The sequence below is a fragment of the Gleimia hominis genome (assembly GCF_032085515.1).
GTDB lineage: Bacteria > Actinomycetota > Actinomycetes > Actinomycetales > Actinomycetaceae > Gleimia > Gleimia hominis.
In genome coordinates, this window is sequence record NZ_JASXSX010000001.1 from 1,549,303 (window position 1) to 1,563,462 (window position 14,160).

Annotated in this window: 12 protein-coding genes; 4 read left to right on the forward strand and 8 right to left on the reverse strand. The window is 60.6% G+C overall.

From position 1 onward, the window contains the following. The first annotated feature begins 11 nt into the window (after positions 1-11). Entirely contained in the window at positions 12-1,934 is a 1,923-nt protein-coding gene (locus QS713_RS06605; protein ID WP_313273564.1) for a chloride channel protein, read from the forward strand. Here QS713_RS06605 and acnA read toward each other — a convergent pair. The 3 genes from acnA to QS713_RS06620 all read right to left on the reverse strand — a co-directional run bounded on the left by acnA (position 1,926) and on the right by QS713_RS06620 (position 8,002). Then, positions 1,926-4,724, reverse strand: a complete 2,799-nt coding sequence (gene acnA, locus QS713_RS06610; RefSeq protein WP_313273567.1) for an aconitate hydratase AcnA — start codon at positions 4,722-4,724, stop codon at positions 1,926-1,928. The genes QS713_RS06605 and acnA overlap by 9 nt on opposite strands. A 147-nt stretch (positions 4,725-4,871) precedes the next feature. Then, positions 4,872-6,140 carry a class I SAM-dependent RNA methyltransferase gene (locus QS713_RS06615; RefSeq protein WP_313273569.1) on the reverse strand — a complete coding sequence of 423 codons (1,269 nt, stop codon included), beginning with the start codon at positions 6,138-6,140 and terminating at the stop codon, positions 4,872-4,874. 2 nt (positions 6,141-6,142) lie between these two features. Further along, positions 6,143-8,002 (reverse strand): amino acid permease, encoded by a 1,860-nt coding sequence (locus tag QS713_RS06620; protein ID WP_313273571.1) that lies wholly within the window; start codon positions 8,000-8,002, stop codon positions 6,143-6,145. A gap of 96 nt (positions 8,003-8,098) precedes the next feature. Between QS713_RS06620 and QS713_RS06625 the strand changes: the two genes are divergently transcribed. Together QS713_RS06625 and QS713_RS06630 are read left to right on the forward strand one after the other, a co-directional pair. Next, entirely contained in the window at positions 8,099-8,749 is a 651-nt protein-coding gene (locus tag QS713_RS06625; RefSeq protein ID WP_313273806.1) for a potassium channel family protein, read from the forward strand. 2 nt (positions 8,750-8,751) lie between these two features. Beyond that, a complete protein-coding gene (locus QS713_RS06630) occupies positions 8,752-9,435 on the forward strand; it encodes a potassium channel family protein (protein ID WP_313273574.1) in 684 nt (227 codons plus the stop codon). 38 nt (positions 9,436-9,473) lie between these two features. Here QS713_RS06630 and QS713_RS06635 read toward each other — a convergent pair whose 3' ends face one another. Genes QS713_RS06635 through QS713_RS06650 form a run of 4 tightly spaced genes read right to left on the reverse strand, consistent with a single transcriptional unit; the run spans position 9,474 to position 11,468 of the window. After that, entirely contained in the window at positions 9,474-10,160 is a 687-nt protein-coding gene (locus QS713_RS06635) for a DUF3159 domain-containing protein (protein WP_313273576.1), read from the reverse strand. Next, positions 10,157-10,444, reverse strand: a complete 288-nt coding sequence (locus QS713_RS06640) for an OB-fold nucleic acid binding domain-containing protein (protein WP_102215712.1) — start codon at positions 10,442-10,444, stop codon at positions 10,157-10,159. Before QS713_RS06640 ends, QS713_RS06635 begins: the two co-directional genes overlap by 4 nt. 2 nt (positions 10,445-10,446) lie before the next feature. Further along, positions 10,447-11,112 (reverse strand): DUF3710 domain-containing protein, encoded by a 666-nt coding sequence (locus tag QS713_RS06645; RefSeq protein ID WP_313273581.1) that lies wholly within the window; start codon positions 11,110-11,112, stop codon positions 10,447-10,449. A gap of 56 nt (positions 11,113-11,168) precedes the next feature. Next, complete coding sequence (locus QS713_RS06650) at positions 11,169-11,468, reverse strand: DUF4193 domain-containing protein (RefSeq protein ID WP_102215710.1); 300 nt, start codon at positions 11,466-11,468, stop codon at positions 11,169-11,171. Between the two features lie 181 nt (positions 11,469-11,649). On the opposite strand from QS713_RS06650, the gene sepH reads away from it, so the two are divergent. Next, positions 11,650-12,834, forward strand: a complete 1,185-nt coding sequence (gene sepH / locus QS713_RS06655) for a septation protein SepH (RefSeq protein ID WP_313273584.1) — start codon at positions 11,650-11,652, stop codon at positions 12,832-12,834. Between the two features lie 202 nt (positions 12,835-13,036). On the opposite strand, the gene QS713_RS06660 is transcribed toward sepH, so the two are convergent. Next, entirely contained in the window at positions 13,037-14,152 is a 1,116-nt protein-coding gene (locus QS713_RS06660) for an alkaline phosphatase family protein (protein WP_313273586.1), read from the reverse strand. Positions 14,153-14,160: the final 8 nt, after the last annotated feature.

Below are 14,160 nucleotides of genomic sequence, written 5' to 3' on the forward strand. Positions count from 1 at the left end.
TCAGAGAAAACTTGAAGGCATCCGCGCGTGCGGTGCGCGGCCTGGTGGCGGGCCACCGCAGCGCGTTTGCGTTAGCCACCGCGTTCGTCGGCCTCGTAGTAGGGTTGGCGGCTGTTGCGTTCAACTTAAGTATCGAAGGCTGGTCATTCCTCATGACCGGGGCGTTCGACTACACGGTTCACCCGTGGGCGCCGCACGCCCAGCTGCACATTGGACGCTGGTTCCTCATTTTCGTCCCCGTGATTTCCGCGCTCATTTACGGGCCGATGATCGCCAAGTGGGCTCCTACCGCTAAAGGCCATGGGATTCCCGAGGTTATGCTGGCAGTGCGCCGGCGTGGCGGACGGATTCCCGGCACCGTCGCGATAGTCAAGATACTCTCATCTGCCCTCACGATAGGCGGGGGTGGTTCTGCTGGGAGGGAGGGACCGATCGTTCAAGTAGGAGCCTCATTGGGCTCGCGCATCGGTCGGCTCGCTCAGCTGCCCACGAACCGAATCATTATCCTCACCGCCTGTGGGTCTGCTGCTGGGATTGCGGCAACGTTCCACGCTCCCCTTGCGGGTGCGATTTTTGCGCTCGAGGTGATCCTCGTGCAGTTCACAGCCGAAACCTTCGGGTACGTCGTGATTTCCGCGGTGGTTGCTTCGATTGTGGCGCGCTCCGTCTATGGCACGGTTCCCCTGATTGACCTGTCGACTACCTTGGACCTGGGTTCGCAAATCAACCTCGTGCTCGTGGCCGTCGTCGGGTTGGTGGCCGGGCTGGTGGGCATGAGTTTTTCAAAAATCCTCTACGCGGTCGAAGACGGTCTGGACTGGGTTTGGGCCCACATCACGCGCTACGTCCCGCTTCCCGACTGGTCGCGCGCCGCCGTGTTCGCACTCCCTCTGGGCGTGGGCCTCGTGTTTTTCCCATACATGTACGGTTCCGGCTACCCGGTTCAACTCAGCGGTTTAATGGGGCAGTATTCGATTTGGTTCCTGCTCGTGCTCGCCCTCGCGCGGATCTTGTTTACGGCACACACCATCGGAATGGGGGGTTCCGGTGGCGTGTTCGCCCCCACGCTGTTCATCGGGGCGATGGTAGGCACCGCGTTCGGACAGGTGGTTTCGCCCTATACCGATACTTCCCCAGCGATGTTTGGGGTCATTGGCATGGGCGCGGCGTTCGCGGGGGCTGCGCGCGCACCACTCACCGCGGTGCTGATTATTGTCGAGATGACCTCGCAGTTTTCTCTGATTTTGCCCATGATGCTCGCAGTTGTGATAGCGACTGGGGCGTCGCGGTTCTTCACGCGCGCCACGATTTACACCGAGAAGTTGCGTCGGCGCGGCGATATTTTGGACGACCCGGCGAGCCACACCCTGCTGGGAGTCCAACCGGCGGCGAAGATTATGACCGCTCCCCCAGCTGTCTTGAAGTGCAATGACACGATTACCCGGGCGGTTTCTTTGATGCGGGAGGAGCATGTCCAGGCCCTGCCCGTGACCGATGGGGAGGGGCGTTTTGTTGGGGTAGTAACCGCGTTGGATGCGACGAGTTGGCGGCAAAGTGGACACTCCCCCGAAGCGCGGGTAGATGCGCTCGAGCTGCACCCCTCGAGTGTGCCCACGACCGCGTTACCTTCTGCAATATTGCAGGCCATTACGCAGTCTGGGGTCAGTGCCGTAGCAGTTATTTCTGAGGCCGGCCACGCGCTCGAAGTAGATGATTCCACGGGGCAGGTGCAGCCCGTGGCAACGGGTGAGCCGGATCATCCGGAAGGGCACCTGGTGGGGTGGATAGGTGGCCGAGACTTGGTTGACCGGCTGTATCGGGAGCAGCGCCGCGCCGTTGCGGCGCGTAACGAACCGTCGTCTTGGGGGTCGCGCTGGCGCAGCAGGCGTTTGGCCCGCCAGCGCCAGCGGCAACGCGACAACGGTTTACAGTAGGTGTCGCAGCACGTACTGCAAAATCCCACCGTGGCGGTAGTACTCCGCCTCACCGGGCGTGTCGATCCGCACGCGGGCGTCGAACTGCACATCGGTGCCATCTTCGCGGTGCGCAGTTACCGCCACCGTGCTGGGGATTTCGCTGTTGAGCGCGTCTATCCCGTGGATATCGAACGTTTCCGTGCCGTCGAGCCCAAGCGTGTTGCGGTCTTCCCCTTCGGGGAACTGCAGTGGCAGTACGCCCATGCCGATCAGGTTGGACCGGTGGATGCGTTCGAACGACTCCGTGATCACCGCTTTCACCCCGAGCAGAGAAGTACCTTTCGCTGCCCAGTCGCGTGAGGACCCGGAACCGTACTCCTTCCCTCCCAGTACCACGAGGGGAATGCCCGCTTTAGCGTAACGCTGCGCAGCTTCGTAAACCGAGACTTGGGGCGCTCCCTCTGACGTGAAATCGCGAGTGAAACCGCCTTCTACCCCGTCTAGAAGTTCGTTGCGGATCCTAATGTTCGCGAACGTGCCGCGCACCATCACTTCGTGGTTACCGCGGCGGGAACCATACGAGTTGAAGTCCTTGCGTTTAACCCCGTTTTCCACCAAGTACTGCCCGGCGGGCGTGTCCGGTTTGAACGATCCCGCGGGAGAAATGTGGTCGGTCGTAACGGAGTCACCGAGCTTCAACAGTACTCGCGCGCCCTCAATATCTTTGACCGGTTCGGGTTCGCGCTGCATGCCCTCAAAGAACGGGGCCTTGCGAATGTAAGTGGAGTCCTCATCCCACGCGAAGGTTGCGCCCTCTGGGGTTTGCAGGGACCGCCACCGCTCGTCACCCTTGAACACGTCCGCGTACTTCTCTTTGTACATGTCCGCGCTCAGCGTTGCGTCAATGGTTTCTTGTACCAAATCCGGATCGGGCCAAATGTCCTTCAAGTACACGTCGTTGCCCTGCTGGTCTTGCCCCAAAGGCTGGGTTTCGAAGTCGAAATCCATGGTCCCGGCCAGAGCATAGGCGATCACCAGTGGTGGCGATGCCAAGTAGTTCATTTTCACATCCGGGTTGATCCGCCCCTCGAAGTTACGGTTCCCAGATAGCACGGACACGACCGTCAGGTCCTCACTGTTAACGACCTTTGAAATCGCTTCTGGCAGCGGACCGGAGTTCCCAATACACGTGGTGCAACCGTAGCCCGCGAGGTTGAACCCGAGTGCATCCAAGTGCTCCCACAGGCCCGTCTTATCGTAGTATTCGGTAACTACCTTGGAGCCGGGAGCCATCGAAGTCTTCACCCACGGCTTCGACTTCAACCCTTTTTCGTTCGCATTCTTCGCCAACAGTCCAGCCGCCATCATGACCGACGGGTTCGAAGTGTTCGTGCACGACGTAATCGACGCAATCACCACATGCCCGTGGTCCAACTGTGTTTTAGTCCCATCGTCGAGCGTCACATCCACCCGGTGGTGCGGCCGCTTCGTCGACTGCTTTGCCTCCACGGGCTTCACTTCATCCTCAGAACCGGCAGGTGCAACCGGGTCGGACGCCTCCATGGATGCCTCCAGGTTGCGGTCCAGTTCCGTTTCTTCCAATCCTTTACCGGAAATGTAATCCGGCAGCGTCCCCGCAAAAGACTGTTTCGCTTCCGATAGTTTAATTCTATCCTGAGGTCGTTTCGGCCCGGCGATTGAAGGTACCACGGTGGATAGGTCAAGCTCCAGGTACTCGGAGTACTTCACCTCGTGGGCGGTGTCGTGCCACAGCCCCTGCGCTTTGGCGTACGCCTCCACCAGCGCGATGGATTCTTCATCCCGACCGGTCAGCCGCAAGTAGTCGAGCGTCACGTCGTCGATCGGGAAGATTGAGGCGGTAGAGCCAAACTCCGGCGACATGTTCCCAATCGTGGCGCGGTTAGCCAGCGGAACGGCTCCCACGCCCTCACCGTAAAATTCTACGAACTTGCCGACAACGCCGTGTTCACGCAGCATCTGGGTGATTGTTAGCACCACGTCCGTAGCGGTTGCCCCAGCCGGGATCTGGCCCGATAGTTTAAACCCAACGACCTTTGGGATGAGCATGGAGATGGGCTGGCCGAGCATCGCGGCCTCCGCTTCAATCCCGCCCACGCCCCAGCCGAGTACACCTAAACCGTTCACCATGGTGGTGTGCGAATCCGTGCCCACGCACGTATCCGGGTACGCGATCGGGTTTCCATCGGCATCCTTGGTGGCGAATACCGTGCGCGCCAAGTGCTCAATATTAACCTGGTGCACAATCCCGGTGCCCGGGGGAACCACCCGGAAGTTCTCAAACGCCCCCTGGCCCCAACGCAAGAACTGGTAGCGTTCCCGGTTGCGTTCGTACTCGATTTCCATGTTCCGCTCCAGCGCGTCCTCGCGCCCGAACACGTCTACCACAACCGAGTGGTCAATCACCATCTCCGCCGGGTTCAACGGGTTGATCTTATCTGGATCCCCACCGAGCTCAGCCACAGCCTCACGCATAGTAGCTAAGTCGACAACACAGGGAACCCCCGTGAAATCCTGCATCACTACGCGGGCGGGCGTGAACTGGATTTCCGTGGCAGGTTCCGCCTGCGGATCCCACTGCGCCAACGCCTGAACGTGCTCTTTCGTCACGTTCTTCCCATCCTCGTTGCGCAAGAGGTTTTCCGCCAAAATCTTCAGTGAATACGGCAGGTGATCGACCCCGTCTACAGCGCCCAGGCGGTAGATCCCATAGGTCTTATCCCCCACTTCAATGCTGTCGCGGGCATGAAACGAATCGAGCGTGCTCACAGTCTCTCCTCACATGTGTTCACAAACACGAACTATCTCGACATCAAGATACTTTTAACGTATCAGAAAAGCACACACGCGTCTAAGTATCCGCAAAACCGTGCGGTTTACGGCCCTAACTCAACAGTCCTACCTCGGAGGAATGCGTCAGATTTTGCGTAAACTCGTCACAATTTCAACATGATGCGTTTGCGGAAATAGGTCTAATGCCTCAAAGTGATCCACCGCGTAGCCGCGCGAAATCAGATTGTGAATATCGCGCGCACCCGCCGCCGGATCGCACGACACCAACACGATGCGCGCCGGAGCAATGCTTGCCAAAGCGGCGGTAACCTCGCGTCCCGCACCTGTGCGCGGCGGATCCAGCACTACCAAGTCGGGACGCTGCTCCAACTCAGACCAGGCGCGCAGCACGCTACGGCCATCTACCCGTCCGCTTCGCAGGTCCATGGGCGTGTCCATCCCCCGCAGGTTGTAGCGCGCATCCATAACCGCTTGCTTCCCACCTTCCAAAGAAGCGAACCGCCCGTATTGCCCCACGGCGTTGGCCAGGAAATAGCTCAGCAGACCCGCGCCCGAATACAGCTCCAGGACAACCTCGCCGGGCTGGGGCTTCGTCGCCTCCATGACGGCGTGCACGAGGTCGTGGGGCGCCGCCCGGTGCGCTTGCCAGAACCCGTTCACGTGCACGTCAAAGAAGGTTTCGTGGTCGTGGTACTTAACCTTCCAGGTCGCCACCGGCTGGACGCGCCGCCCCTGGGCGTTGAACACCTGTTTTCCAATGGCAACGCGTCTCCCGCCCGCGTTTGGCGCCACCGCGCGCACGCGTTTGCTGATGCGGTAGCGTTCCCGCCATTTCGGATCCGTAAAGAGCCCCAGGTCGAGCAGTGCTTCGTCCGCGAGCGGCATGGTTTCTATTGGGACGAGTTCGTTAGTTCCTTCGCGGCTCATCGCCAGTTGTTTGTCGCGCGTCACGTCGAAATCTACGCGGGTGCGGCGGTGTAGTGCGAGCCCGGTTTCGTCTCCGGTTGCCGCTTTCACGGCGAGTTTTCCATTCGGCAGGATGTTTTGAATATGCTTGAGGGTTTTTGGGCCCCCGATGCGTTGCAGCTGGTCGGTGATTACCGCGGATTTCCATTGCCGTTGGGCCGGTTCGGTGACGTGTCCAAGGTCGGCGCCACCAACCTGTTCGGCGTGGGCTTCAGGCCAGATGTGCGGGCGCCGGTCCGGGCTTGCTTTGTGAATGTTCACGGCCCTTGCGAATGCTATTTTTGAGCGTTCTTGGGTCACTTCCGCGTCTACTACTTCGCCTGGGAGCGTGTCGCTTACGAACACGGTTCGCCCGTCTGGCGTGTGCGTTATGCAGGTGCCGCCGTGTGCGGGGCGGAGGATTTCTAGGTTGGTTAGTAGTGTCATGGTTACGATTCCTTACCGTTTGTTTTCCACGTGATGGTACTGACGACCACTCCGGGTTCGCGCATTAGTATTCGCCTGAGGTACCGGTTTTGTCGGTTGTAGGTGCGGGTGCGCAGCCGGGTGCGCAGCTGCGCGTGGGGGACGACAACGTTAACGAGTTGCCCTGGGTGGCCCGCGCGGATGCGGCGGACGTGGTCGATGAAGGCGTGTGCGGAGCGGGTACCGGAAGCCGCTAGAAGCGTGAGGTCGATGTCGCTGCGACCTTGTTGCCACGCCTCGTACGTGTCTTCCAGGTCGGTTCCCCCTTCGTCTACGTGCACGTATTCCACGCGGTATGGGCGCATTGCGGCGGTGAGTTTTGCGGCGTGGATGGTGGCTGGTCCGAAGTCGGGGGCGGCGATTAGGGCGTGGATGCGTCCCGCGTGTTCACCCAGTGGCACTGGGGATTCGCTTGCGTGCACTCGTTCGTTCACGTCGTAGCGGCGAAAGAGGTACAGGATCACGTATGCGATTGCGAGTAGCCCCACGGCTATCCACGCACCGTTAACCGCGTCGGCTACTACGGTGGCTACGAGTGCTACCAGTGAGGTCAGTAGCCCGGCGAACGCTCCTATGCGGGCTCGTTTCATAACTCTCCTCTCGTGAGGGTGGCCTTCTAGACGCAGGTTTGTTTTCCAGTGCTTCACCGATGCCCACCGCGTGAGGGCATATGAGACGAATCCGGGGAGTACGACCAGCGGGACAATGGCGTGTACCTGTCCGCTAAAGCCAATGAGGATGATTGCGGCGACGGCGGTGTATACCAGTGGGATCAGGCCGGTGTCTCGCATGTCGCGCGAAGCGTTTTCTGGAAGCAGGTGAGCGTGGGAGAGTTCGTCCACCAAGTCGGTGGCACCGTCCACGAGGCTGCGAGCGGCGGTGAGTGCTGCGAGGGCGAGTGCAAAGGCGAAAATGCTTATTTGCCATTCGGGTACGCTGATGGCTCGCAGAGCGCCGATGAGTGCACCGGAGTCTGGCACTAGGTAGTGCGAGTCTACGTCTGCGATGCCAAATGCCACGCCGATTAATAGCAGGCTGATTGCGATTGCGCACACGCTGATGAACACGCCCGCGTTGTAGGCTCTGGGGCGGGCGAAGCTGCGCAGGTCGCTGGTTAGATGGCGCAGGAAAACCGCGGGTGAGAGGCAGATAGCAAAGCATGACAGGAGTGCGAGTGGGATCGTTGCCGTGTCTTGCGCGGACACGGCTGCGCGCACCCGTTCGAGGGATTCGGACGGCGCCCCGGCGAACACGGGAGCCACGTTCATTGCAATCATGCCGTAGAACACCATGAGGGCGAACGCGATTATCGCAATCGCGGCGGCTAACCGGTAGTTGCGAGTGGTGCGCAAAGAGGCGGTAATAGCTACCGCGATAGCTATGAACAGGGCGATTGGCACTCGCATTGGAGCGGCCGCGGGGACGGCGGTGACGACCGCGAGCGCACCGGTGGCCGCTACCAGGGCGAACGCGGCCGCGTGTTCAACTAGGAGGGCGCCGGCATTCAGCACTGCCCACCGGTGTCCGAGAGTGTCGGAGGTGAATGCGAAGTCACCGGTGTGGCGCGAACGCGCGCGGTAAATACCGGTTGCCGAATACGCCATGATGATCACGAACGGCATAGCAAAAATCGTCATCCACAACGCCCCGGGGATCGCCAAGTACCCGAGGGGCTGCAGGACATTCAAGGTGGCGTTCGCGTGCCAGAGCGGAATTATTAGGAGCATGCTGGTGGTTGCGCTTGCTCGCGCCACGTTTGCCAGTGGCCGAGTGTGGGAGGCGCGCGTGCGGGCCAGCGTGTTGATGCTCGAGGATTTCGCCATGATGCCACTAGTTTAGCCGCTCAGAAGGGGGAAGACACGCGTCCCTTACCCGTGTGGATTCAAAGTTGGTATTTTAGAGGTGTGCATTTTGTAGTTATGGGAGCCGGACGCGTGGGCACCACGCTTGCGACGCTGCTGGATGAGCGCGGGCACTCCGTGGCTATTATTGACCAGAATCCGGATGCGTTCCGCCGCCTGGATCCCACGTTCAACGGCCGGCGGGTGACCGGCGTTGGGTTTGATCGCGACACGCTACGCCAGGCGGGGATCGAAGATGCGTACGCGTTCGCAGCGGTTTCTAATGGGGATAATTCGAATATTATTGCCGCTCGCGTGGTGCGAGAAACGTTTGGGATCGACCGGGTGGTAGCCCGGATTTACGATCCGTCGCGGGCCGCGGTGTACGAACGCATGGGGATCCCCACGGTGCCGACGGTGCGGCGTACCACGGAGGCTGTGTTGCGGTGGATGATGCCGCCGGACGCGTGGGTTGAATGGGTGAATGCGGACGGGCAGGTGTCGCTCGTGCGAGCTCGTCCCACAGCGGCGTGGTACGGGTTGGATTTTGCGCAGATTGAGAAGCTCGTTGGCCACCGGTTAGCGTTCCTCTCTAGGCTTGGCAGTATGCGGGTTGCGGATCCGAAAGATATCCTCCAGGAGCACGACGAACTAGTTTTTGCGATGGCGGGTACCGATTCAGTTCCGGTGCGTGAAGTGCTTACCCGCGACCCTCAGGAGCTGACGTAGACATGCAGATTGTGATTGCTGGCGCGGGTTCAGTTGGCCGCTCCATCGCCCGGGAGCTGTTAGCGAAGGATCATGAGGTCACGCTAATTGACCGCCTTCCAGACCAGATGCGGGTGGCTAGTGTTGCGCAGGCAGATTGGATTTTGGCGGACGCGTGTTCGCCTGAGGCACTGACGGAAGCGCATGCGGATTCGTGCGACGTGATGGTGGCTGCAACGGGCGATGACAAGTCGAACCTCGTGATTTCTTTGCTCGCAAAATCTGAGTTCGGAGTTCCGCGCGTGGTGGCGCGGGTGAATAATCCGAAGAACGAGTGGATGTTTAACGACACGTGGGGTGTGGACGTGCCCGTGTCAACTCCCCGGGTGATGACTGCGCTGGTGGAAGAAGCGGTGTCTGTGGGTGCGTTGGTTCGCTTATTTGAATTTAATGAGGCGGGAGCGGCCCTGTTTGCGTACACGCTGCCGAGTGACAGTGCGGCAAGTGGCCGCCGGGTTGACGAACTTAACCTTCCGGGGGACGCGCGGGTGCTGACGTTGCTGCGAGATGATATTCCGGTTGATCTACCCGCTGATATTAAACTCAAACCCGGGGATGAACTGGTGCTCTTGCTGTACTCCCCCGTGCCCGATCTGCAGCGTGAGGTGGAGGTAGCGCTCGGTGCGATCCCCTCGGAAGAGGGCTAGCAGTTTACCGCGGAAGAAAGCTAGCGGACTGGGGGCGGTTACTGTCTCGGGGAGTCAGCGCTCTTGGCGGCGACCTGTTGCGCCGGGGTTTTCCACGCCCTCAAGAACGCCCACGTGGCCCACGCGCACAAAATAAACGGGGGTAGGCCAACAGCGAGTTTCACGACGCCCAAGGCAACTAGCTGCCCACTGAGCCACAGTGGTAGTTGTGCGGCAAGGCGGAAGGCAAACAGGGCGAACCACATCCAAGACAGGTACAGGCCCACGCGTGCCAACGGCCTGTACTGCGCGGTCCGCCACCAACGCGGTGGAAGTTGCCATACGTAGGTGAGGGCCCAGCAAACTATGGGCGTGCGCAACACGATGGTCAGCAGGATCGCCACCGCGTAGACGGCTGCGGTGATTAATCCGATGGCGTAGAAGTTCTCCCCCCGCCCGGACCACCATGCCCACACCACGCCCAGCATCACGCCGAATAAGCCCGAAAGCGAGTAGGTTACGGACTGGCGGGTGAGCAGCCGCACGCCAATCAGCCCGAGCGCGCACACGGCCGCGCAGATCAACGTGACTTTCAACTGTCCGGTAGCGATGTAGACCACTACGAACACCAGGCCCGGCAGAGTGGATTCCACTACTCCGCGCCAGCCGCCGACCGAGCGCCACATGTTGAACTCGCCGCCGGCCAGTAGGTCACCGGCCGCGGACTGCACCTTGTTTTCGCTCACAGTTCACGCTCCGTGATCCGTTCATAACTGGGGTTTTGCATTATCATCTGGCGTTCAGACTGCGTTGGGAGCCCCTCAACTCGCAGCACACTTCCCACCGTTATATCCGGCACATTAGTGCGCCCCGACCAGGTGATGACCAACGTGCCCGTCGGGTCTTTCAAATACACGTATGCCTGCCGGTTCGTCCCCTGGGCGGGGAAGGTTATTGCCACCACGGTGCCGGCAACACTCACGTGTTCGCGCGGCACAATGTCTCTGATGTGGGCGCGCGCTGTTCCCACCGCTACTGCGCTTTCGGAAGTTGCAGCGGCAAGATCGACATGGGTGGGCGCGGCTCGTCGTCGCGACGCACAATCAGGTTATTCAGCAGCGGCTCCACTTCGCGCATCGCAGCTTCTTCATATGCGGCGGGGCCCAGCACGTCGACGCGGAGGAACCAGCGGGGCCCTTCAATCCCAATCACCCGAGAGATTGACGTGCCCACACCCCCATCTTCGTTACGTACAGGCGCTTTAACTTGCAGTTCGGTTCCCCACGGGCCATCTATTTCACGCACCCGAACGCCCTGCTCTTTGAGTTGCTCACTCATTTCCACCCTCAGGTTGTCCCACACCCCTCCGCTGCGCGGCGCCGCAGCGGCCAGTAATTGTACGGCGGAGGCACCTAGGACAACTCCCAGGTGGGTGATTAGATTCTCATCCCCCGTCCCTTTAATGGCCTGCAACTGCATTCCCGCGATCGCGGGCACGAGTATGGGCCCGAAGTCTAAGTGGGATTCGCTAATTTCCTGCACTTGCGAGATATCCCGCGGCCCGGCCTGCTGTGACTGCTCAGTGGCCGCAGGTGAATCCGCGCGCTGCGCCGACTCCTCCTCAAGCCCTTTCGCATCCGCAGCACTGTGTGACTGCTGGTGTGTCGGCCGGTGTTTCTTCCGGCGGAAAAACCCCATTCCAAATCGCCTCTTCTACGCTAGTAGCGGAACCACTCCATCATCTCAAGGTGTGGTCATTCCGCACAATCAGTGCACACCATGAGCCCGTCTTCCTCATACGCCAGTTGAGACCGGTGGTGTACCAGGAAGCACTCAGAACACGTGAACTCGTCGTCTTGACGCGGCACAACCTGCACCGTCAATTCCTCGTTGGACAAGTCCGCGCCGGGCAGTTCAAAGTCCTCAGCCGCTTCATTCTCGTCCTCATCCACGACATTCGAGCCCGTATCGTTACGACGGCTCTTCAATTCCTCAATGGAATCTTCCGAAACTTCATCGTCATTCTTGCGGGGGGCATCGTAATCTGTAGCCATCGTGTCCTCGTTCTTCCCAGCTGTGTATGCACACAGACGTTACTTTAGATAATAAGGTGTCGCGCCGGGATATTAACACCAAATAGTGTGTCAATGCGAACGCTAAGGCGACACGCGCGCAGTGGAGAAAGTAAAATGGCTCTAATACTGGCATGCTTCACTATGGGGCAAGGGAGGTTGCATGATTGAACTAGAACTGCTCGGTGCCAATTCCGACGGTACGCAGCTAGTTTTCACAGACGAAGGGGGTACGCGCTACACCGTACCTATTGATAACGCACTGAAAGCCACGATTCGGCGAGAATCCATCCAGTTGGAGTCCATGCCTAAGCGTGGGGCGGGCCTGAGTCCGCGGCAGATTCAAGAACTGTTGCGCGCCGGAATGGAGCCCGAAGAGATTTCGTCTGAGTACAACGTGGATGTGGTGCGGATCAACCGGTTCCTCTCCCCGGTTCGGGCGGAGCAGAACTACATTATTTCGCGTGCCCTCCGCGGCCCGGTGGGTGGGGCTGATGACGCCCCGTCGCTACAGGATTTGTGCATCGACCGGCTCGCAACCCGCGGGGTTAGTGCCGCGTCGTTTGAATGGCGGGCCTACCGGCGCGGCGACCACCCGTGGGAACTTCAGTTACTATTCGTCCAGGATGCGCGCGAGAACCGGGCGACCTGGGAAGTAACCCCGATGGGCCGCGTGGTGCGGGCAATTGATGAGGAAGCGCATTGGCTTACCGAAACGGTTTCACCGGCGCAGGCCGCGCCGAACGTTGAACCGCTTCCCAGCCGCTCACACGCGTCTACCCGGCCGGGTGAGTCTGCGTCCGGTGAGGATGTGGAACAGATTCTAGACACCCTCACTGCCGCTCGCGGCAAGCGGATGGGAGTGGAGATTTATGAGGATGAGGATTCCCCTATCGCCCCTATTTTCGCGTTGAACGCGCCGGCTCAGGAGGATCCACCGCAGTTCCCAGATGAGGATGAGGAACCGGAGGACGAACCCGCGACCGGGAAACGCACTGCAACTAGTAGCGGAAATTCCGCGGGTGATGATGCCGCTGCGGAAGACACCGCCACTTCACCTCGTGAAGCACACGCTCAGACGGGTGACTCCGCGTCCAAACGGGCAAACCGTCCGTCCCCATTACCGTCGCGGAGAGAGCGGGCAAAGCAACGTGCGCAGCACGCCGGTGAGGATGAGGCACGCTCGGACTCGCGTAGCGACGACCGGGGGGCGTCCCTACCCGGATTTGAAGGTATTGAACAGGAGGGGGCGAAGTCCGCAGATTCTGAGCGGCCCCCCAAACGGCGACGCAGTTCGAAACGCCGTTCGGTTCCCTCCTGGGACGAAATCGTGTTCGGCTCTAAGTAAACGCCGGTTTTCCCAGCTCGCGGCCGCTACCTCATCGCAGGTGGCGGCCACTAGCGTATTTTCGCACGCCTATTTGCTGCGCACGGACGTTAGTGTTTCGTTAGTGTTTCGCGCGCAAACGTCGCTTCGCCCCGGGTGCGTGTACCACCCATTTCCCCTGGGTGAGCGCCACCTAGCGCAAGCGCAGAATGCCACGCGGTAACTACCGCAGGCGCAGAATCGGAATGTCAGTCTCCCACGCGCTGTCTGATCCGTGCACGCCCCGCAAGTGGACCATCCCATCGGGTTGGTGACGTGAATCCACAATGGTGGTGGCGCCCCGCCCCAGAACCAGCGCATCCCCGATCAGGTCGTTGCCCGGCCCGTTTCCGATGATTCGCGGCGCATGGGCTTTAGGAACTATCCGCGCGGAGCCACCCAAGGCGCTGCGCCACCGCTGCAGCACCCCGTTTGGATCGCGGTCCGCATGCAGGTGCACAAACCGGCCCTCCCCCGCAATCGCACTTACGCCCTCCCGCAGTTGCGGCTGCTCCGCTAGGTCCCAGCGCTGCTGAGGGTCCGCGTCAATCATCCCGTGATCCGCGGTTAACACCGCGCTGTAGCCAGCGGGCAGCCGGTCGGTTAGACGCTGCAGGCCCGAATCCACCTCCTCCAGTTGCGCCAGCCATTGCGCAGACCGCCACCCGTACTTGTGGCCCGCGTGGTCTAACTGCCCCCAGTACAGGTAGATCAGTTTTTGCCCCCGGTTAGCTAGCTCCACGGCCGTGTCCACTCGCTGTTCTAAAGTGCGCGCACCGATGTGCCGGGTACCCCGCAATGCCGCCATAGTTAACCCGGAGTGCGCGAACTTCGGATCGGAAACCACGGCGCTTTCTAACCCGCAGCGCTTCGCCCGCTCCCACAGGGTCGGCACGGGCTGCCACCGGTTCGGTGGCTGCGACGCCCCCTCAAACGAAATCAACACAGTAGTGCGAGCCCCATCTTTCACCGACCACCCCACCATGCGGGTCGCCCCCGGCTGCCGACCGGTGCCAAACGCCGTGATTGCCGCCGCGGTAGTTGACGGCAACACGGTGCGGCCCAAGATAATGTCCTCTTTGCGGGCCCGTAAAAACCTGGTGTGGGCCAGCGAATCCACCAGGTTCCGGTATCCCAACCCGTCCACGAGCACCACCACGACACCTCGTTCCGCAGCCAGCCCCAGCTGCTGCCCTAGGGTCACCACCGAGGCGCGATTGTCCTCAAGCGGATTACCTAAAGATCGCAGCGTGGCGGGGAGAATGTCGGTTATCAGTGGGGCCGTACGCGAATGTGGCATTGATGTCT